The following is a 20,131-nucleotide window of genomic DNA, read 5'->3' on the forward strand; positions in this document are numbered from 1 at the left end:
TCCCGGCTCAGGCGGCCTTTTCCTTCTGACGCTGCGCGAAGAATACGCGCAGACGCGCTACCGCCTCCTGCAGGTTTTCCATCGACGTGGCATAGGACAGGCGGATATAACGACGCGCCGTGAAGGGACCGAAATCCAGGCCAGGCACCAGCACCACGCCGGCTTCGTTGAGCATCTCCAGGCTCAGCTGGTCGGCATCATCAGACAGCGCGCTACAGTCGGCATAGACATAGAAGGCCCCGTCCGGCACCACCGGTACGGTGAATCCCAGGCTTTCCAGTGCCGGCACGATGTAGTCGCGACGACGCTTGAATTCGGCCTTGCGCTCTTCATAGATCGCGATGGTTTCCGGCGTGAAGCAGGCCACCGCCGCATGCTGCGCGATCGACGAGGCACAGATCAACAGGTTCTGCGCCAGCTTCTCGATCTGCGGCACCAACGCCGGCGGCAATACCAGCCAACCCAGGCGCCATCCGGTCATGTTGAAATACTTGGAGAAGCTGTTGATGACCACCACGTCATCGCCCAACGACAGCGCCGAGAACGGCTCGCCCTCGTAGGACAGGCCCTGGTAGATTTCATCGACGATGGTAAAGCCCCCACGCTGCCGGACTTCGCCGACGATGGCACGTAGTTCATCGGGAAGAATCGAGGTCCCGGTGGGGTTGGATGGCGACGCCAGCAGCACGCCCCGGGTGGCCTCGCTCCAGTGCTCGCGCACCGTCTGGGCCGACAACTGGAAACGGTGTTCCGGGCCGCTGGCAATGAGCCGGGCCTGACCTTCGAAGGCGGCCACGAAATGGCGATTGCAAGGATAGCTGGGGTCCGGCATCAGCACTTCGCTGCCACGGTCCACCAGCGCCGCACAGGCCAGCAACAGCGCCGCAGAGGCACCCGCGGTGATGACGATACGCTCCGGCGCGATGTCCAGGCCATAGACCTGGCGATAGTGCTGCGAGATCGCTGTGCGCAAGGCCGGCAGGCCGGTCGCCGAGGTGTACTGCATCTTGCCCTCGGCCATGGCGCGGGTCGCCGCCTCCACGACGGCAGGCGGGGCCGTGAAGTCAGGCTCGCCGATGCCCATGTGGATCAGGTGGCGTCCCTGCTCCTCCAGAACGGCCGCCTTCTTGGACAATTCCATCACATGGAAGGGGGCGATGTGCTGCAGACGTGCAGCCAGTTGATTCAGGTTCATGCACTAATTCCCGACAACGAACACACAACAGTGACAAAACGGGGGCAAAACAGGAGCAAACGCGGGACGATCAACGCCGGCCCGCAGGCTCACCACAAAGGCGAGCCCCATCCGGCTCAGCGACGGCCAGCGGCTTCCACTTCAGTAGCACGCGTCTGGGCCGCGAAACGGTCCAGCACACCGTTGACGTACTTGTGACCATCGATGCCGCCGAAGGACTTGGTCAGTTCGACCGCTTCGTTGATGACCACCTTGTAGGGAATCTCGATGTGGTTCTGCAGCTCGTAGGCGCCGATCAGCAGGGCTGCGTGTTCCACCGGCGACAGTTCCTTGATGGGACGGTCGATCAGCGGCGAGAGGCCGGCGCGCAGCTTCTCGGCATCGCGGATGGCACCGGTGAGGAGCGCATCGAAATGCTCGGCGTCGGCCTTGTCGAAACCGTGGGCTTCGCGGATGTGGGCTTCGATGGCGCCCGCATGCTCGTGGTTGAGCAGCCACTGGTACAAGCCCTGCAACGCGAACTCGCGGGCGCGGTGACGCGGGGTGCGGTTCTTGTTCGAATTGGCGTGTTGAGATTTGTTCGACATGATGAATGCGGCCGGGGCCTTGAATGACTGAAACTGATGAATGCGAGTGCCGCCCCATGACAGGCTGCGGCACTGCCGTGCCGCCTGCGCTGCAAGCGGCACGGCGGGAGGGACTTATTCTTCTTCGGTGGCCTGGCCGAGTTCTTCCAGGACGATGGACAGGTTGGCCATTTCCACCGCGACGCGCGCGGCATCGGCGCCCTTCTCGGCCATGCGGACCTCGGCCTGTTCGTCGTTCTCGGTGGTGAGCACGGCATTGGCGATGGGCAGACCGAAGTCCAGGCCGATGCGGGTGATGCCGGCGCCGGATTCATTGGAGACCAGTTCGAAGTGATAGGTCTCGCCGCGGATGACCGCGCCCAGCGCGATCAGGGCGTCGAACTGTTCGGTCTCGGCCATCTTCTGCAGTGCCAGCGGGATTTCCAGCGCGCCCGGCACGGTCACGTGCAGGATATCCTCGTCGGCCACGCCCAGGTGCTTCAGCTCGGCCAGGCAAGCGGCCAGCAGGCCGTGGCAGACGTCTTCATTGAAGCGCGCCTGCACGATGCCGATGCGCAAGCTTTCGCCATTGAAGTCTGGTTCATAGGTTCCGATGGTCATGGCTGTTCCTTCTCGATTGGTTGACTTGCGTAATTGCGTAATCGTGTCGTCCTGCAATCAGGCCCCGTCGCGGGTCTGGTAGCCGGTGACTTCCAACTGGAAGCCGGCCATCGACGGCATCTTGCGCGGGCTGGCCAGCAGCTTCATCTTGCACACGCCGAGATCCTTGAGGATCTGGGCACCGATGCCGTAGGTGCGCAGGTCCATGCGGTCGGCACGGGTCGGCTTGGCCGCCTCGGGGGTACCGACCTTGTTCAGGGCGCCGAACTGGTCGAACATCTGCTGCGCCGATTCTTCGCAGTTGAGCAGCACGATCACGCCGGACGGCGCTTCCTGCACCGCCTTCATGGCCGAAGCCAGGTTCCACGAGTGGGTGGTCACGCCGGCTTCCAGCAGGTCCAGGATGGATACCGGCTGATGCACACGCACCAGGGTCTCCTGGCCCGGCTGGATGTCGCCACGCACCAGCGCCAGGTGGGCGCCACCAGAGGGCGTGTCACGATAGGCGATGGCCTTGAACGTACCATGGGCGGTCTGCATCTCGCGCTCGGCCACGCGTTCGATGATGCTCTCGTTACGGCTGCGGTAATGGATCAGGTCGGCGATAGTACCGATCTTCAGTTTGTGCTTCTCGGCAAATTCCAGCAGGTCCGGCAGACGGGCCATGGTGCCGTCTTCCTTCAGGATTTCGCAGATCACCGACGCCGGCGTGAGTCCGGCCATGGCCGTCAGGTCGCAACCGGCTTCGGTATGGCCGGCGCGCATGAGCACGCCACCCTTCTGGGCGCGCAAGGGGAAGATATGCCCCGGCTGCACCAGATCGGAGGGCTTGGCGCCCTTGGAGGCGGCCACCTGGATGGTACGCGCGCGGTCGGCGGCGGAGATGCCGGTGGTGACGCCTTCGGCGGCTTCGATGGAAACGGTGAAATTGGTGCCGTAGGCCGTGCCGTTGCGGGTGGCCATGAGCGGCAGGTCGAGCTGATCCACGTGCTCTTCGGTCAGCGTCAGGCAGACCAGGCCACGCGCATGCGTGACCATGAAATTGATGGCTTCGGGCGTCACGAAGTCGGTGGCCAGCACCAGGTCACCTTCGTTTTCGCGGTCTTCTTCATCGACCAGGATCACCATGCGACCGGCACGGAGTTCGGCGACGATTTCTTCGGTTGTAGCAAGTGGCATATTCGAGCTCTTTTCCCAATTGGAACCCGCTATTTTAAAGGATTGCGGGCCTCCTCCGTTGCGCAATTACGCGGCCTGTGCGGCCTGGGTACGCTGCAGGGCTTCCAGCAACAGCGCCGGGTCCCCCAGCGCCAGGCGTTTGGAGTCCGACAGGGTCTGGCGGAAGGCACGCGCGCCGGGCATGCCGGTCAGCAAGCCCAGCATGTGGCGGGTGATGCTGTTGAGGCGCAGGCCGCGGCCATTGTCGCCGTGCAGTTCCAGCTGACGCTTGATATACGGCAACATCGCTTCGATCACCTCAACCCGGCTGGGCTGGCGGCCACCCTCCAGATCGCCGTAGTAGCGGGCATCGAAAGCCGCCATCAGGTAGGGATTGTGATACGCCTCGCGGCCCAGCATGACGCCGTCCACATGCCGGAGATGCTCATCGATCTCGGGCAGGGTCTTGATACCGCCGTTGATGAGGATTTCCAGCTCCGGGAAATCCTTCTTGAGCTGATAGGCGTAGTGATACTTCAGTGGCGGGATTTCGCGGTTTTCCTTGGGGCTCAGGCCCTTGAGGATGGCGTTGCGGGCATGCACGATGAAGGTCTTGCAACCGGCATCGGCAATCTGTCCAACAAAGTCACGCACGAAGTCGTAGGACTCGACCTGGTCGATGCCGATGCGATGCTTTACCGTCACATCAATCGACACCGCATCGCGCATGGCCTTGACGCAATCGGCGACCAGCGCCGGCTCGCCCATCAGGCAGGCGCCGAACGCCCCCTTCTGCACGCGCTCGGAGGGGCAGCCGCAGTTCAGGTTGATCTCGTCATACCCCCATTGCTCGCCCAGTTTCGCACTGTGCGCCAGGTCGGCCGGCTCGCTGCCACCCAGTTGCAGGGCGACAGGATGCTCCTGCTCATCGAAATCGAGATGGCGCGGCACGTCCCCGTGCAGCAGCGCACCGGTGGTCACCATCTCGGTGTAGAGCCAGGTATGGCGCGTGATCTGGCGGTGGAAGACGCGGCAGTGGCGATCGGTCCAGTCCATCATCGGAGCGACGCTCAGGGTGCGCGGAGGCAGGTCTTTCTTCATGGGCTGACGAAATGCATCAATCAAGGTTCGTTTGCGCCTTCGGGCGCGGGGGCGACGATGGGATAGCCACACTCGCCGCAATCATCGCAATGGTACTTCGGCGCCGTCCCGAGGGTCTTTCCAGCTTACGCCAGCAATGGCTAGCAATGGCAGATAGCAGCGACAAATAGAAAGCCCGCAAGGCTTGCGCGTTGCGGGCTGGTGTCCCCTCTATCCTCTTCGAGATAGGATTTTTCGTACAGCGGACTCGATTCTGCACCACAAACCGGCAGTCGTCATTTCGCAATGCACAAAAACAGCGCAACAAAATCTATTTTGGACAAATGTTCATCTCTACTGACAAAGAGATGAAGACAAATCCGCCGCCGAAACACCGCCGGGCAGCCTGAAAAGCGCCTCATCGGTCGATCCGGCGAAATCGGCAAAAAAAAAAGCCCACAACCGAAGTTGCGGGCTTGAATCCAATTCTTTAGGAGGAAATTGGAGGAGACAGGTGTAACTATATGGCAGTGCATCATGGCTGTCTGCTTTATTGTGCTGATATCAGTTATTCACAAACCACATATCAACACAACCCGTCCCACTCCAGCGACCGTTACCGGCCGCCCTGCTCCTTAGACCGATTCTTCGCGCGATGCCTTCTTGCGCTCGTGTTCCTTCAGGTGACGCTTGCGCAGTCGGATGCTCTTCGGAGTGACTTCGACCAGTTCGTCGTCCTCGATGAATTCCACCGCGTATTCCAGCGACAGCTCGATGGGCGGCACCAGGCGCACGGCTTCGTCGGTACCGGAAGCACGCACGTTGGTCAGCTGCTTGCCCTTGATGGGGTTGACCACCAGGTCGTTGTCGCGCGAGTGGATGCCGATGATCATGCCTTCATACACCGGGTCGTTGTGGCTGACGAACATGCGGCCACGATCCTGCAGCTTCCACAGTGCGTACGCCACGGCGGCGCCGTCATCCTGGGAGATCAGCACGCCGTTGCGACGGCCGGCCAGTTCACCCTTGGTGGTGTCAACCGGCTTGTAGTCGTCGAACACGTGGCTCATCAGACCGGTACCGCGGGTCAGGGTCATGAATTCACCCTGGAAGCCGATCAGGCCACGTGCCGGGATGTGGTATTCCAGGCGCACACGGCCCTTACCGTCCGGTTCCATGTTCTGCAGGTCGCCACGACGGCGGCCCAGTTCTTCCATCACGCCACCCTGGTGGGTTTCTTCGACATCGACGGTCAGGTTTTCGTACGGCTCTTCACGAACGCCATCCACCATGCGGAACACCACGCGCGGACGCGACACGGCCAGTTCGAAGCCTTCGCGGCGCATGTTTTCGATCAGGATGGTCAGGTGCAATTCGCCACGGCCCGACACTTCGTAGGTCGAGTCGTCGTTCTCGGCCTGCACCACGCGCAGGGCCATGTTGGACTTCAGTTCCTTTTCCAGGCGATCGCGGATCTGGCGGGTGGTGACGAACTTGCCTTCGCGGCCAGCCAGCGGCGAGGTGTTGACCATGAAGTTCATGGTCAGGGTCGGTTCGTCGACCTTCAGCATCGGCAGGCCATTGGGCGCATCCGGCGAGCAGATGGTGGAGCCGATGCCGATTTCCTCGATACCGTTGATCAGCACGATGTCGCCGGCCAGGGCCTCGTCCACCAACACGCGCTCCAGACCCTTGAAGGTCAGCACCTGGTTGATGCGGGCCTTGGTGGGCTTGTCTTCGGGACCGTTCATCCAGACCACGTCCTGACCGCCCTTGACGCGACCGGCCAGGATACGGCCGACGCCGATCTTGCCGACGTAGGACGAGTATTCCAGCGAGGTGATCTGCAGTTGCAGCGGTGCGTCCGGGTCATCCTTGCGGGCCGGGACGTACTTCAGGATGGCGTCGAACAGCGGCTCCATGCTGCCGCCGCGCGCTTCCGGGTCCAGGCTGGCGTAGCCGTTCAGGCCCGAGGCGTAGATCACGGGGAAGTCCAGCTGTTCTTCGGTGGCACCCAGCTTGTCGAACAGTTCGAAGGTGGCGTTGATGGCCCACTCGGCGCGTGCGCCCGGGCGGTCGATCTTGTTCAGGACCACGATCGGCTTCAGACCCAGGGCCAGCGCCTTGCGGGTCACGAAGCGGGTCTGCGGCATCGGGCCTTCCTGGGCATCCACCAGCAGCAGCACCGAGTCGACCATCGACAGCACGCGCTCGACCTCACCGCCGAAGTCGGCGTGGCCCGGGGTATCGACGATGTTGATGTGGGTGCCCTTGTACTCCACCGCGCAGTTCTTCGACAGGATGGTGATGCCGCGTTCCTTTTCGATGTCGTTGGAGTCCATCACGCGGTTGTCCACTTGCTGGTTGTCGCGGAAGGTACCGGACTGGCGCAGCAGCTGGTCCACCAGGGTGGTCTTGCCGTGGTCAACGTGGGCGATGATGGCGATGTTGCGAATTGCGCGGATATTGTTTGACATGGTGACTGTGGTTGGAATGCCGATTCTTGGGAGGCGCGCATTATAGCATGTTGCGACGCATGAACTTTGAAAAAACCTGTGTTTTCAACGGCTTGCCGGCGCCCGGAGCATCCCCCGGGAAGACCTGCTGCAAGCCGCTTTGCTGCTGTTTTGTGCTGCTTTTGTGCTGGGTCTGGCTGATTTCTAGGAGGCCGCGGACACCAGCCGTTCCGGCGCCAGGATGGCGTACTCCTGCAACAACCCGGTACCCAGCAAGGCGCCATCCGAACTGCGATAGACCCGCACCCGGCCGGTCTGCTCCGGTACGGGCACACCCTCCTTGCCCAGCGGCAGGCGCTGGCCGTGCAGGAAGCGGCGCGCCAGCTCATCCGTCAGTTGCACTGCCGGGAAGCTGCGCAGCAGGCCATCAACGGGCAACAACATGGCCTTGCGGGAGTCGACGTCACCGGGAGCGTCGAACTGTTCCAGCGTGACCGCACCCTCCAGCGTCAGCGGGCCGACACCGATGCGGCGCAGTGCGTTCAGGTGCGCGCCGCAGCCCAGGACCTCGCCGATATTTTCACCCAGCACGCGGATATAGGTCCCTTTGCTGCAGGTGACGCGGATACGCAACATCGGCGCCTGGTAATCCAGCAACTCCAGCGCATGGATGGTCACGTCGCGCGCCTCACGTTCCAGCGTGATGCCGGCGCGGGCGTATTCGTACAAGGGCTTGCCATCCCGCTTCAAGGCCGAGTGCATGGGAGGAACCTGGCTGATCGGGCCGCGGAAATGCGCCAGGGCGGCCTCGATCTGCGCCACGCTGACCTCCACCGGCCGCTCAGCGATGACCTGGCCCTCGGTGTCGCCAGTATCGGTGCGCACACCCAGGTGCACGAGCGCCTCGTAGGTCTTGTCGGCTTCCAGCAGGTCCTGCGAGAACTTGGTGGCTTCGCCGAAGCACAGCGGCAGCAAGCCGGTGGCGAACGGATCCAGGGTGCCGGTATGGCCAGCCTTGGGCGCGTTAAGCATACGCTTGGCGCGGATCAGGGCGTCGTTGGAGGACAGGCCCACCGGCTTGTCCAGCAGCAACACACCATGCACCGGCACGCGCGGAGGACGCGGCGGCCGTTGCGGCTGGCCGCGCTTGCTGCGCTTGCCCTGCTCCGGCGCACTATCGGGGGAAGCGGACGCGGGGCCCGCCGTCATATTGTCAGCCATGAAATGCAAGACCGGCCTCGCTCCCCGATGAAGGGATCGCAGACCGGTGCGAAGATGAAGGAGAAAACTGCAATGCTACGACGCAGCCGACGCCTGGCTCAGGCCTCGTCGTCCGAATCCTTGGCGCGGGTAGCGTTGGCCTCGTCGATCAGGCGCGACATTTCAATGCCGCGCGCGGTCGAGTTGTCGTGCACGAAATGCAGTTCCGGCAAGGTGTGGATAGTCAGCCGCCGACCCAGCTGGGTACGCAGGTAACCGCCCGCCTTGCGCAGTCCAGCCAGGGTGTTCTTGATCGCATCCGGGTTGTCCACCAGCGTGGTGAAGAAAACCTTGGCGTGCGCGTAATCCGGCGTGACCTGCACTTCGGTAATGGTGATCATGCCCACCCGCGGGTCCTTCAGCTCGAAGGCGATCAACTCCGACAGATCGCGCTGGATCTGGTCGGCGACGCGCAAGCCGCGCCCGGGAATGGATTTGCTATGTTTTGCCATGCTTTAAAAAAACAATCCGCCGATGGCGTGGCGGGAGGATTCCCGCGTTGCTGCGACGGATCTTGCCAGTGAAGCCGGCGCATCCATCAGGATACGCCGGCATATTGCCTTTTTACAGGGTACGGGCGACTTCCTGGACTTCGAAGATTTCGAGCTGATCGCCCACTTCGATGTCGTTGTAGCCCTTGAGCGAGAGACCGCACTCGAAGCCAGACTTGACTTCCTTGACGTCGTCCTTGAAGCGCTTGAGCGAATCCAGTTCGCCGGTCCACACCACCACGTTGTTGCGCAGCAGACGCACTTGCGAGCCACGCTTGACCAGGCCTTCGAGCACGTAGCAGCCGGCGATCGAACCCACCTTGCTGACCACGAACACCTGGCGGATTTCCACCAGACCCAGTGCCTGTTCGCGCTTCTCCGGCGACAGCATGCCGGACATCGCAGCCTTCACCTCGTCCACCGCATCGTAAATGATGTTGTAGTAACGGATGTCCACGCCCGAGGCTTCTGCCAGCTTGCGAGCAGATGCGTCGGCACGGGTGTTGAAGCCGATGATGACCGCCTTGGAGGCGACCGCCAGGTTGACGTCGTTTTCGCTGATGCCACCCACGGCGGCATGCACCACCTGGACGCGCACTTCGCTGGTGGACAGTTTCTGCAGCGACTGCACCAGTGCTTCCTGCGAACCTTGCACGTCGGTCTTGATGATCATCGGCAGGTTCTTGACCTCGCCTTCGGTCATCTGGTCGAACATGTTTTCCAGCTTGGCGGCCTGCTGCTTGGCCAGCTTCACGTCGCGGAACTTGCCCTGGCGGAACAGGCCGATTTCACGCGCCTTGCGCTCGTCGGTCATGACCACTACTTCTTCACCGGCGGAGGGCACTTCGGTCAGGCCCTGGATTTCCACCGGCAGGGACGGGCCTGCCTCGGCGATGTTCTTGCCGTTCTCGTCCAGCATGGCGCGCACGCGGCCATAGGCCGAACCAGCCAGCACGACGTCGCCGCGCTTCAAGGTACCGGATTGCACCAGGATCGTTGCCACCGGGCCACGGCCCTTGTCCAGCTTGGCTTCGATCACCAGGCCACGGGCCGGCACGTCCACCGGTGCGGTCAGTTCCAGCACTTCGGCCTGCAGCAGCACGTTTTCCAGCAGCGAGTCGATGCCTTCGCCGGTCTTGGCCGATACCGGGATGAACGGAGCATCGCCACCGTATTCTTCCGGCACCACTTCTTCAGCGATCAGTTCCTGCTTGACGCGGTCGGGGTTGGCACCCGGCTTGTCGATCTTGTTGATCGCCACCACCAGCGGCACGCCGCCAGCCTTGGCGTGGGCGATCGCTTCCTTGGTCTGGGGCATGACGCCGTCGTCGGCTGCCACCACCAGGATCACGATGTCGGTCGCCTTGGCACCACGGGCACGCATGGCGGTGAACGCCTCGTGGCCCGGGGTATCCAGGAAGGTGATCATGCCGCGCGGGGTTTCCACGTGGTAGGCACCGATGTGCTGGGTGATGCCGCCGGCTTCACCCGAGGCCACCTTGGTGCGACGAATGTAATCCAGCAGCGAGGTCTTGCCGTGGTCGACGTGACCCATGACGGTAACCACCGGTGCACGCGGCAGCGCTTCGGCATCGGCGTGTTCTTCGCCTTCGACCAGCAGCGCTTCCGGATCTTCCGCCTTGGCGGCGTGGGCACGGTGGCCCATTTCTTCCACCACGATCATCGCGGTTTCCTGATCCAGCACCTGGTTGATGGTGACCATCTGGCCCAGCTTCATCAGGTGCTTGATGACCTCGGATGCCTTGACCGCCATCTTGTGGGCCACTTCGGCCACGGTGATGGTTTCCGGCACGTAGACATCGTGCACCACGGCCTCGGTCGGCACCTGGAAATTGCTTTCGCGCTGATCATCGCCATGCGAATGACGACGACCCTTGGGGCCGGCACGCCAACCATCGCGACCACCGCCACCGGTAGCGCCGCGCGACTTCATGCCGCCGGTGCCACGCTTCTTGGCATCGTCCTGCCAGGTCGAGGAGACATTGGCCGACTTGATCGACTTCTTGTCTGCAGCCACGACCGGCTTCTTGTCATCCTTCTTCTCGCCCGGCTTGGCAGCGGTCGCCGGCTTATGCAGCGTGCCTTCGGAGGTCTTGGCCGGGGCTGCAGCAGGTTCAGGCGCCTTGATGACGCGACGCGGCGCATTCATCATGGCCTTGATCTGTGCCACTTCGTCTTCCACTGCCTTGCGCGCACGGTCAGCGGCGGCGGCACGGTCAGCGGCTTCCTTGGCGGCGGCTTCAGCCTTCTTCTTGGCTTCTTCGGCAGCAGCGCGCTTCTTTTCTTCGGCAGCCTGGTCGACCGCCGGAGCCGGTGCAGCAGCGGCAGCAGCCGTCGCGGCGGGGGCAGCAGCCTTGGCCTTCTCGGCTTCGGCGGCGGCAGCAGCCGCTTCCGCGGCCTGGCGCTTGGCTTCGGCCTCGGCTTCTTCGCGGATGCGTTGCTGCTCCAGCTCGGCAGCCTTGGCCTGGGCGGCGCGTTCGGCCTCCAGCTGGTCCAGACGCTCCTGTTGAGCCTTCAGTTCGGCCTGACGGCGAGCCTCTTCCTGCTCACGCTCCTGCGCTTCGACGGCCGGATCGCGCTGAGGCGCCGCAGCACGCGCTGCGGTCTCGTCCACGCTGGGCTCGTCACGCTTGATGAAAGTACGCTTCTTGCGCACTTCCACCTGGATCGTGCGCGATTTGCCGGTTGCATCGGCCTGCTTGATCTCGGTGGTTTCCTTGCGGGTCAGCGTGATCTTTTTCTTCTCGCCTTCCGGCGCGGCCCCGCGCGCTCGGCGCAGGTGTTCAAGCAGGCGGTCCTTGTCTTCCTTCGACAGGGAATCGGATGCAGAGCTCTTCTCGACGCCGGCCGAACGCAGCTGGGTCAGCAGCAGATCAGCGGGCATTTTCAGCTCGGTGGCAAATTGGGCAACGTTGTTACTCGCCATTCAGTCCTCTTTTCTATGTGGCTCGGCAGATGATGTGGAGACGCACCGCTTCTCAGCGGCCTTCGACTGCGCTCCATGCCTTGGCCTGCAGGGCCTTGGCGCGCTCATCGTATTTGGAATCGATGAGCTTCATTTCATCGTCGGTCACATCTTCAAATGCATTTTCAATCAGTTGGCGCGCGCGCTCGGAAGGCAGGGCCAGGATCGCGCCGAATTCGTCATAAGCCAGGCCGGCGAAGGCCGGCAGCGTCTTCACGCCAGCCAGACCCAGCTTGCCGGCCAGCACACGGTCCAGGCCTTCGAAGTTGATCAGCTCCTCTTCCATGCCTTCCAGGCCTTCTTCGGAGGCGATCGCTTCGGTCACCAGGGCGTCGCGGGCGCGGTTGCGCAGCTCATTGACGGTCTCTTCGTCGAACGATTCGATCTCGAGCATCTCGGTGATCGGCACGTAGGCGATTTCTTCCAGGGTCGAGAAACCTTCCTCGACCAGGATGTCGGCCACTTCCTGGTCAACATCGAGCTTTTCCATGAACAGCGTACGGATCAGCGCGGTCTCGGCCGCCGACTTGTCGGCCGATTCCTCAGCCGTCATGATGTTGATCTGCCAGCGGGTCAGTTCGGCTGCCAGACGCACGTTCTGACCGCCGCGACCGATGGCGATGGCCAGGTTCTCTTCGTCCACCACCACGTCCATGGCGTGCTTCTCTTCATCGACCACGATGGAGGTGACGTTGGCCGGGGCCAGCGCGCCGATGACGAACTGCGCCGGGTCTTCCGACCACAGCACGATGTCCACGCGCTCGCCACCCAGTTCACCGGTGACGGCCTGCACGCGCGAACCGCGCATGCCCACGCAGGTACCGATGGGGTCGATGCGCTTGTCGGCGGTGTAGACGGCGATCTTGGCGCGTACGCCCGGATCACGTGCAGCAGACTTGATTTCCAACGAGCCTTGTTCGATTTCCGGCACTTCCAGCTCGAACAGCTTCATGATGAATTCCGGCGCGGTGCGCGACAGGATCACCTGCGGGCCACGGGCGCCGCGATCCACGCGCAGGATATAGGCACGGACACGGTCGCCGATGCGCAGGTTTTCCTTGGGGATCATCTGGTCGCGCGGCAGGCGGGCTTCGATCTTGCCGGATTCGATGATGGCGTCACCGCGCTCCATGCGCTTGATGGTGCCGGTCACCAGGGCATCGCCACGGGCCAGGAAGTCGGCCAGGATCTGCTCGCGTTCGGCATCACGGATGCGCTGCAGGACCACCTGCTTGGTGTCCTGTGCGAAGCGACGGCCGAATTCCACGGACTCGATCGGGTCTTCGATGTATTCGTCCACTTCGATGTCGGGGAACTGTTCCTTGGCTTCGAACAGCAGCACTTCCTGGTCAGGCAGTTGCAGGCCGGCTTCGTCGGGCACCACGTGCCAGCGGCGGAAGGATTCGAACTCGCCGCTTTCGCGATCGATGGAGACGCGAATGTCGACCTCGCCTTCATAGCGCTTCTTGGTAGCCTGCGCCAGGGCATGCTCCAATGCGCCGAAGACGACTTCCTTATCGACGTTCTTTTCGCGCGCCAGCGCATCGACCAACAACAAAATTTCGCGACTCATCCTTTGCGACTCCTAAAATCGACCTGCGGCACCAGGTGTGCCTTATCCACATCGGCCAGCGTGAAATTCAACACGGCAGCCGACCCATCGTTTGCTTCAAATTCCAGTACCAGTTCCTCGCCTTCGGGCGCCCGCAGCACGCCTTCGTAGGTCTTGCGGTTGGACGTACCAGGCAGCGGCACGCGCAACTTGACCACGGCTTCGCAATCCACGAAACGCACGAAGTCGGTAAATTTCTTCAGGGGGCGATCCAGGCCGGGCGAGGAAACCTCCAGACGCTCATAGATCACGTCTTCCACGGTGAAGACGTGCAACAGTTGATGCGTCGCCTTCTCGCAATCCTCGACGGTGATCGAACGCGCTTCCTCCGCATCAGGATCGAACGGGAAATCGATAAAGACGCGCACCAGACCGCGCGGCGCCTTCTCGAACTCGACCAGTTCGTAGCCCAGGCCCGAAAGGGTGGATTCGATCAGTTCCAGCAATTGCAAGACTTTTTCTCCATGACAATGCTGCTTTGCCGGAGTGGCAGGCAGACATCCAAAATTGAACAGCAAAAAAAAAATGGGCATCTGCCCATCTTTTGTTATCTCTACACGAATCGAGATCACACATCACGCGAACCGCCGGACTTCCAACACATCGGGGCGCAGGCGGATCTATCAATGATTTATCACATATGCGATTCGCGGCAGGTTGCGTTTAACTAACACATTATAACCGATCCAGGTATTGACAGCAAATCCCGAATTGGCAGAAATGTGAAGAAGGCACCAAAAACGTCCATAAAAAACGTCATTGGCGCACTCCTGCGGGGCTTATCGCAGCATGACAGGCCGAATTGTCCGCGGCATTGCCGCCGGACAATTCACTGCATCAGCGACCGCCGCGACGGCGATTCATGCCCGGCAGGCCGCCCAGCATGTAGTTGGCCGCGCTGTTGCCGCCACCACGCTGCGGGCGATTGCCGCGGCGCTGGCCGTTGCCGGCGTCAGGGAAGCCCAATGCGGTCTGCAGCGGGTCAGGCTGGCGGCTCTTGGGTTGGCCACCCTTGTTGCCGCCCTTGTTACCACCGTAATTGCCGCCACCGTAGTTGCCGCCCCCGGCATTGCCACCCTGGCCGCCGTAATTGCCGCCCTGGTTGCCGAAATTGCCGCTGCTGCGGCCCTTCTGCGGCCCCTTGTTCTGCATCGCATTTCCGCGAGGCGCGTTGCCCTGCGGCTTGCCACCATTGCCCGACTTGGCCTCGCCAGCCTGTTTTTCCAGACCGCAGGCCGCCATCAGGTTGCGCACGGCGTTTTCTTCCAGCTCTTCCCAGCGACCGCGCTTCAAGGTCTGCGGCAGCGTCATGGCGCCATAGCGGGTACGGATCAGGCGCGACACGGTCAGGCCGACCGCCTCGAACATGCGGCGCACTTCGCGGTTGCGACCTTCGCCGATGGTCACGCGATACCACTTGTTGACGCCTTCGCCACCACCATCGGCGATGCGCGAGAACTGCGCCGGACCATCATCGAGTTCGACGCCGCTCAACAGCTTCTGGCGCATGCCCTCTTCCAGCTCACCCAGGGTACGCACGGCGTATTCACGCTCGATGTTGTAGCGCGGGTGCATCAGGCGGTTGGCCAGGTCACCGGAAGTGGTGAACAGCAGCAGGCCTTCGGTGTTGAAGTCCAGACGCCCCACGGCCAGCCACTTGCCGGCCTTCATGGTCGGCAGGCGGTCAAATACGGAACTGCGTCCTTCCGGATCGGCATGGCTGACGATTTCACCGGAGGGCTTGTGGTACACCAGCACGCGCGGCGGACGCTTGCTCACCTTGCGCTGGATCAGCTTGCCATTGATGCGCACGGCATCGGTGGGCAGGATGCGCTGGCCGATGTGGGCCGGCTCGCCATTGACCGAGACACGGCCGGCGACGATCAGCTCTTCCATGTCGCGGCGCGAGCCCAGACCTGCGTCGGCCAGCACCTTGTGCAGCTTGGGAGCATCATCCTCGGCGGTCAGGTCGCGGCGACCGTTCTTGCCGCGCATCTGGTGCGCCTGGCGACCACCGGCCTTGGCGCCTTCGTCACGATCATAGGCTTCCGAAGTGACATAGGAGAAGATGTCGTCCACCGGCTCCGTCGCGCGCAGCCCCAGTTGCGGGGCCTTGGGCTTCTTGCCGTTCTTGTCGAAGTTCTTCTTGCCTTGCTGACCTTGCTGGCCGGGCTGGCCGTTGTGACCACTTTGACCACCGTGGCCGTTGTTCTTGCCGAACTGGCCGCGCGGCTGTTCCGGTGCCGACGGGCTCTCGCCCTTGGCCGGAGCACCTGCTTCAGCGCCGGCAGCAGCGCGCTGGGCAGCGCGGTTGTTGCGCAGGGCGCGGGGGCCGCGCACGCCGCGACGGGCGGGCTTGGCACGGTTCGGGTCCAGCGGGGCGTCCAGCAGCACCGGCGGCGCCACCACTTCCTCACCCACGGTGACGATGACCTTAGGCGGCTCGACAGGCGCCGGTGCCGGTGCCGCAGCAGCCGGAGCCGCTTCAGCCTGGGCAGCCGACTTGGGCTTGGCGGCGCGCTTGGGCTTGGCCGGCGCGGGCGCGGATTCGATCTCCAGGCTCAACTGGGCAGAAGCGGCCGAGGCTGCGCTTTCGATGGCCTGATCGGCCTTCTTGGCGCGCGGCTTGGTCGCGCGTGGCTTCTTGACCGGCTCGGCAGGCTCTTGTGCAGGGGCAGCTGCAACCTGGGCGGAAGCTTGCTCCACCGGGGCCGATTCCTCGGCCACTGCCTTCTTGGCACGGGGAGCACGCTTCTTCGGCGCAGCAGCATCGGCAGCCACGGCTTGCGCCGCCGGCACCTCGCCTGCCTCGGATGCGGCGCTGGCCGCAGGCTTGCGGGTGCGCTTCTTCACCGGCTTGTCGGTGGTGGCGGCAGCAGCCGCTGCGAGTTCGACCTGGGTCTCGTCTTTGGAACTAGTTGGCTTCATTCTTCGAATCTGGATGTGGCGGACGCGCGTCATCTTCCCGCTGATCGGCCCGCTCGGTGGTGTCGTTATGCTCGCCTGCCGCTTCGCCGGCGGCTTCGATGGCGTCTGTGCCAGTTACGGCAACGTCTTGCTCAAAAGGTTCTGGTGCTTCCGGGGAAGCGTCGTCCTGATTACCCGCAGCGCGCTCTTCCCCGGCGGCGGCTGCAATATCCATGTGATCTGCGGAAGCATCGGCTTCGGCCTGCCCGACCAACGCTTCGGTGTCATCGACGTCAGGCGCACTGTCGATACCATCCACCGCTTCGGCGATCGCGGCAGTTTCTGCGGTTTCTGCAGCCTCTGCAGTCTGTACAGCGTCTGCCTCATCGGCAGCTTCCGGCAGTTCCGGTGTAGCGTCTGCAGACTCTTCGTCCGGTTCTTCTGCCGCCAGGGCAGCCACGCCGCCCTCAAGGGCCTGCAACTCCAGCAGCGCGCCCTGTGCGGCCGCTTCGCCGCTGACCTGCTGCAGCGGTGGCAATTCCTCCAGCGAGCTCAGGCCAAGGTCATCCAGGAACTTGCGTGTCGTCGCGAACAAGGCCGGTCGTCCCGGCACATCGCGATGGCCGATCGACTCGATCCAGCCCCGGTCTTCCAGCATGCGGATGGTCTGGGTATTGACGGCCACGCCGCGGATCTCTTCGATATCGCCGCGGGTGACCGGCTGGCGGTAGGCGACGATGGCCAGCGTTTCCAGGGTGGCGCGGGTGTACTTGGGCGGCTTCTCCGGATTGAGGCGCTCCAGATAGACCTTCATTTCCTTGCGGCTCTGGAAGCGCCAGCCGGTGGACAGGCTGACCACCTCCACGCCCTTGTCGGCCCACTCGGTACGCAGCTCGTCGAGCATCTGCCGGATCATCTCGGCATTGACGTCGCTGCTCTCATCGCTCTCGGGATCGACGTACAGCTTCTTCAGGTCATTGATCGACAGCGGCTCATGCGTGCAAAGCAATGCGGTTTCGAGGACTTTCTTGGCCTCAGCAATATTCATGTACCACTCTTGTGCGTCTTGTTGTTAACAAAAGTTCGGCTTGCAGCTGATCTCCATCCCGCAGGGCTGCGACAAACCAGGCCCGCGATCAGGCCAGGTACGGCAAGTCTTGCGCTGTGCTGGATGCGGCGGCGCTACCTTCCGGTGTTTGGAGATTGAATGAGCTGGAATCTAAGACCCGGGCAAATCGGCGTCGCGGAGGTATCGCGCTTTCGCAAAGCCGTCATGTCGCGGGGTTGCGGACGGCCGACTGGCACCTTTTCAACTACCGGCCTTGCGTCATGGAGACTTTGTTGTCCGCACAGGCTGCGGCGGTCGGGCGCAAGGCATTAAAAAGTTCTGCGCGGAGTGTAGCACAAAGATTTCCGTGGATGGAGCCTGTTGCACCCCGAGCACGATTATTTACCTGGCGCCGCCAGGCCGCTTCCCGCACGCCGGGTCAGCCATTCGGTGAAATCGGCCACCGCCATGGGCTTTCCAAAGTAATAACCCTGCACCTCATCACAGGCATTTTCCTTCAGGAAAGCATGCTGCTCCTCATCCTCCACACCTTCTGCGATGACGCGCAGGTTCAGGATATGGGCCAGGGAGATGACCGCCTTGACGATGGCCGCACTGTCGGCATCGCGGGCGATATCGCGCACGAAGGACTTGTCGATCTTCAGCGCATCCACCGGGAAGCGCCGCAGATACGACAGGCTGGAATACCCCGTGCCAAAGTCATCCACCGAGATCTGCAGGCCCAGGCGCTTCAAGGCATGCAGGGTCGCCACGCTTTTTTCGGCATCCTTCATGACCACGTTCTCGGTGATTTCCAGCTCAAGGCAGGATGGCGCCAGCCCGCTCTGGGCCAGCACATCGCTGACGAAATCCGGCAGGCTCTGGTTCAGTTGGCGCGGCGACAGGTTCACCGCCACCGGAATGGTCGGCAAACCGGCCTGTTGCCAGCACTTGTTCTGGTGACAGGCGGTGCGCAACACCCATTCGCCGATGGGCACGATCAGGCCGGCATCCTCGGCGAAGGGAATGAAGCGGTCCGGCGGCACCATGCCCTGCTCAGGCGACTGCCAGCGGATCAGCGCCTCGGCACCGATGACGCTGCCATCCTTCAAGCTGAGCTTGGGCTGGTAGTACAGCTTGAACTCGTCCTGATCCAGCGCCCGACGCAGGTTGATCAGCATTTCCAGGCGGTTGCTGACCTGGGTATCCATCCATGGGGCGAAGAACTGGAAGTTGTTGCGCCCCTGCTCCTTGGCCCGGTACATGGCCGAATCGGCCTGCTTCAGGAGGGTTTCCACATCCTTGCCATCGGCCGGATAGCGGCTCACGCCGATGCTGGCGGTGACCTGGAATTCACGGTCTCCGGCCTGCCAGGGGCGCGCCACGGCCGCCAGGATACGTTGCATGACCTCGGCAATGCCCTGCTCGCCGCCGGTCTGGTTCTGCAGCACCAGCACGAATTCGTCGCCACCCTGGCGCGCCACCATATCGGTATCGCGCAGGCAGGCTTGCAGGCGCTGCGCCACGGTCTTGAGCAATTCGTCCCCGACCTGGTGGCCCAGGCTGTCATTGATGAACTTGAACTGGTCCAGGTCCACGAACACCACCGCCGTCAGGCCACCCTTCTGGCGCGCCACCTGAATGGCGCGCTGCAGGTGTTCATGCAGCATGTTGCGGTTGGGCAAGCCGGTCAGGGCATCGTGGGTGGCCTGGTGGCGCATCTCGGCTTCGTACAGCTTGCGCTCGGTGATCGCCTCCACCGTGCCCTCGTAGCAGATCAGCTTGTCGGCGTCGTCGTAGACCGCGCGCGCATTCTCGGAAATCCAGATAATGTCGCCATCGCGACGGTACACCCGCGACTCGAAATTGGACACCGAGCCATGCTGCTCCATCAGGCGCATGAATTCGGTCCGCCGCTCCGGCTCCACATAGAGCTGGTGGCTGATGTCGCGCAGGCCCACGATCAGGTCTTCCGGCGAGTGATAGCCATAGATGCGCGCCAGGGCCGGATTCACGGCAATGTAGGTGCCATCGGGCGTGGTCTGGAACACCCCCTCGATGGCATTCTCGAAGATGCTGCGATAGCGTCGCTCGGCTTCCTGCAGCGCCTGGGCGGCTTCCTTGCGTTCGGTCACGTCCTGCAGGAAGCCTTCCAGGGCCTCCACCTTGCCGGCCGCGTTGTACAGACCCACGCCCCGCTCCCACACCCAGCGCAGGCTGCCGTCGGCATGCACGATGCGATATTCGATATCGATGCGACGGCGCTCGCGCAGGCATGTCTCGATATGCGCGCGCACCATGTCACGGTCGTCCGGATGGGTCAGCTCCAGGAAGGACAAGCGGCTGTTGAGCAACAGGTCACCCGGGGCGTAGCCGGTCAGCGCCTGGCAACCGTCGCTGACGAATTCCAGGGTCCAGTAGGCGTCGTCGCGGCAACGGTAGACCATGCCATCGAGGTTGGCCAGCAAGGTTTCCAGCAGGCGCGGCGGGCGCGCCATGGCCACGACGGCCTGGTCCCGGCCGGGCTCATGGCGGCACAGGGCGCGTGAAGCAACTGTTTTCATAACGACATCGTGTCTCTCGCCTCTGCTGAGCAGGAGCTGGTGTGGTTGTGGAGATGGAGGACGCCGGGCTGCCGAATCCCCAAGGCGGCCAGCGTGATGATTCGGCAAAGCAATAAGGATGCCCACTGCCCGCGTAACGGGCCGGCGCGCCGGCAGCGACGGCCCTTACCGCTAAATCGACCGGAAA

General features: G+C 62.9%; 14 protein-coding genes. All 14 read right to left on the reverse strand.

The features are described 5' to 3' along the window. Nucleotides 1–7: 7 nt before the first annotated feature. A complete protein-coding gene (locus tag HWE04_RS08375; RefSeq protein ID WP_241812103.1) occupies nucleotides 8–1,195 on the reverse strand; it encodes a pyridoxal phosphate-dependent aminotransferase in 1,188 nt (395 codons plus the stop codon). 116 nt (nucleotides 1,196–1,311) lie between these two features. Then, nucleotides 1,312–1,782, reverse strand: a complete 471-nt coding sequence (gene nusB / locus HWE04_RS08380) for a transcription antitermination factor NusB (RefSeq protein WP_039877107.1) — start codon at nucleotides 1,780–1,782, stop codon at nucleotides 1,312–1,314. A gap of 114 nt (nucleotides 1,783–1,896) precedes the next feature. Continuing rightward, the gene (ribH, locus tag HWE04_RS08385; RefSeq protein WP_006465461.1) at nucleotides 1,897–2,382 is read right to left on the reverse strand and encodes a 6,7-dimethyl-8-ribityllumazine synthase; all 486 of its coding nucleotides are present in this window, start codon (nucleotides 2,380–2,382) and stop codon (nucleotides 1,897–1,899) included. Nucleotides 2,383–2,439: 57 nt separating this feature from the next. Beyond that, a complete protein-coding gene (ribBA, locus tag HWE04_RS08390; RefSeq protein WP_241812104.1) occupies nucleotides 2,440–3,561 on the reverse strand; it encodes a bifunctional 3,4-dihydroxy-2-butanone-4-phosphate synthase/GTP cyclohydrolase II in 1,122 nt (373 codons plus the stop codon). Between the two features lie 66 nt (nucleotides 3,562–3,627). Next, the gene (gene dusA / locus HWE04_RS08395) at nucleotides 3,628–4,641 is read right to left on the reverse strand and encodes a tRNA dihydrouridine(20/20a) synthase DusA (protein ID WP_274620082.1); all 1,014 of its coding nucleotides are present in this window, start codon (nucleotides 4,639–4,641) and stop codon (nucleotides 3,628–3,630) included. A gap of 614 nt (nucleotides 4,642–5,255) precedes the next feature. Next, nucleotides 5,256–7,097 carry a translational GTPase TypA gene (typA, locus tag HWE04_RS08400; protein ID WP_006465521.1) on the reverse strand — a complete coding sequence of 614 codons (1,842 nt, stop codon included), beginning with the start codon at nucleotides 7,095–7,097 and terminating at the stop codon, nucleotides 5,256–5,258. Nucleotides 7,098–7,280: 183 nt separating this feature from the next. Continuing rightward, nucleotides 7,281–8,297: a tRNA pseudouridine(55) synthase TruB gene (truB, locus tag HWE04_RS08405; protein ID WP_241812105.1), complete on the reverse strand. Its 1,017-nt coding sequence runs from the start codon at nucleotides 8,295–8,297 to the stop codon at nucleotides 7,281–7,283. A 98-nt stretch (nucleotides 8,298–8,395) separates the two neighbouring features. Continuing rightward, nucleotides 8,396–8,788 carry a 30S ribosome-binding factor RbfA gene (rbfA, locus tag HWE04_RS08410; RefSeq protein WP_006464329.1) on the reverse strand — a complete coding sequence of 131 codons (393 nt, stop codon included), beginning with the start codon at nucleotides 8,786–8,788 and terminating at the stop codon, nucleotides 8,396–8,398. Between the two features lie 112 nt (nucleotides 8,789–8,900). Then, on the reverse strand, nucleotides 8,901–11,774 hold the full coding sequence (gene infB, locus HWE04_RS08415) for a translation initiation factor IF-2 (RefSeq protein WP_241812106.1): 2,874 nt from the start codon (nucleotides 11,772–11,774) through the stop codon (nucleotides 8,901–8,903). A 52-nt stretch (nucleotides 11,775–11,826) separates the two neighbouring features. After that, nucleotides 11,827–13,386, reverse strand: coding sequence for a transcription termination factor NusA (gene nusA / locus HWE04_RS08420; RefSeq protein WP_006464327.1), 1,560 nt, complete (start codon nucleotides 13,384–13,386; stop codon nucleotides 11,827–11,829). After that, complete coding sequence (rimP, locus tag HWE04_RS08425; protein WP_006464325.1) at nucleotides 13,383–13,877, reverse strand: ribosome maturation factor RimP; 495 nt, start codon at nucleotides 13,875–13,877, stop codon at nucleotides 13,383–13,385. Before rimP ends, nusA begins: the two co-directional genes overlap by 4 nt. 385 nt (nucleotides 13,878–14,262) lie before the next feature. Beyond that, complete coding sequence (gene rluB / locus HWE04_RS08430; RefSeq protein ID WP_241812107.1) at nucleotides 14,263–16,353, reverse strand: 23S rRNA pseudouridine(2605) synthase RluB; 2,091 nt, start codon at nucleotides 16,351–16,353, stop codon at nucleotides 14,263–14,265. Then, nucleotides 16,340–17,380: an SMC-Scp complex subunit ScpB gene (gene scpB, locus HWE04_RS08435; protein ID WP_241812108.1), complete on the reverse strand. Its 1,041-nt coding sequence runs from the start codon at nucleotides 17,378–17,380 to the stop codon at nucleotides 16,340–16,342. The genes rluB and scpB overlap by 14 nt, the downstream gene beginning before the upstream one ends. Before the next feature lie 398 nt (nucleotides 17,381–17,778). After that, entirely contained in the window at nucleotides 17,779–19,944 is a 2,166-nt protein-coding gene (locus HWE04_RS08440; RefSeq protein ID WP_241812109.1) for a putative bifunctional diguanylate cyclase/phosphodiesterase, read from the reverse strand. Nucleotides 19,945–20,131: the final 187 nt, after the last annotated feature.

The sequence above is a fragment of the Herbaspirillum sp. C7C2 genome, assembly GCF_022627865.1.
Lineage (GTDB): Bacteria > Pseudomonadota > Gammaproteobacteria > Burkholderiales > Burkholderiaceae_D > Herbaspirillum > Herbaspirillum frisingense.

Coding starts and splice junctions, on each gene's coding strand:
- HWE04_RS08375 (WP_241812103.1), bottom strand. CDS start 1,195: ATGAACCTGAATCAACTGGCTGCACGTCTGCAGCACATCGCCCCCTTC.
- nusB (WP_039877107.1), bottom strand. CDS start 1,782: ATGTCGAACAAATCTCAACACGCCAATTCGAACAAGAACCGCACCCCG.
- ribH (WP_006465461.1), bottom strand. CDS start 2,382: ATGACCATCGGAACCTATGAACCAGACTTCAATGGCGAAAGCTTGCGC.
- ribBA (WP_241812104.1), bottom strand. CDS start 3,561: ATGCCACTTGCTACAACCGAAGAAATCGTCGCCGAACTCCGTGCCGGT.
- dusA (WP_274620082.1), bottom strand. CDS start 4,641: ATGAAGAAAGACCTGCCTCCGCGCACCCTGAGCGTCGCTCCGATGATG.
- typA (WP_006465521.1), bottom strand. CDS start 7,097: ATGTCAAACAATATCCGCGCAATTCGCAACATCGCCATCATCGCCCAC.
- truB (WP_241812105.1), bottom strand. CDS start 8,297: ATGGCTGACAATATGACGGCGGGCCCCGCGTCCGCTTCCCCCGATAGT.
- rbfA (WP_006464329.1), bottom strand. CDS start 8,788: ATGGCAAAACATAGCAAATCCATTCCCGGGCGCGGCTTGCGCGTCGCC.
- infB (WP_241812106.1), bottom strand. CDS start 11,774: ATGGCGAGTAACAACGTTGCCCAATTTGCCACCGAGCTGAAAATGCCC.
- nusA (WP_006464327.1), bottom strand. CDS start 13,386: ATGAGTCGCGAAATTTTGTTGTTGGTCGATGCGCTGGCGCGCGAAAAG.
- rluB (WP_241812107.1), bottom strand. CDS start 16,353: ATGAAGCCAACTAGTTCCAAAGACGAGACCCAGGTCGAACTCGCAGCG.
- scpB (WP_241812108.1), bottom strand. CDS start 17,380: ATGAATATTGCTGAGGCCAAGAAAGTCCTCGAAACCGCATTGCTTTGC.
- HWE04_RS08440 (WP_241812109.1), bottom strand. CDS start 19,944: ATGAAAACAGTTGCTTCACGCGCCCTGTGCCGCCATGAGCCCGGCCGG.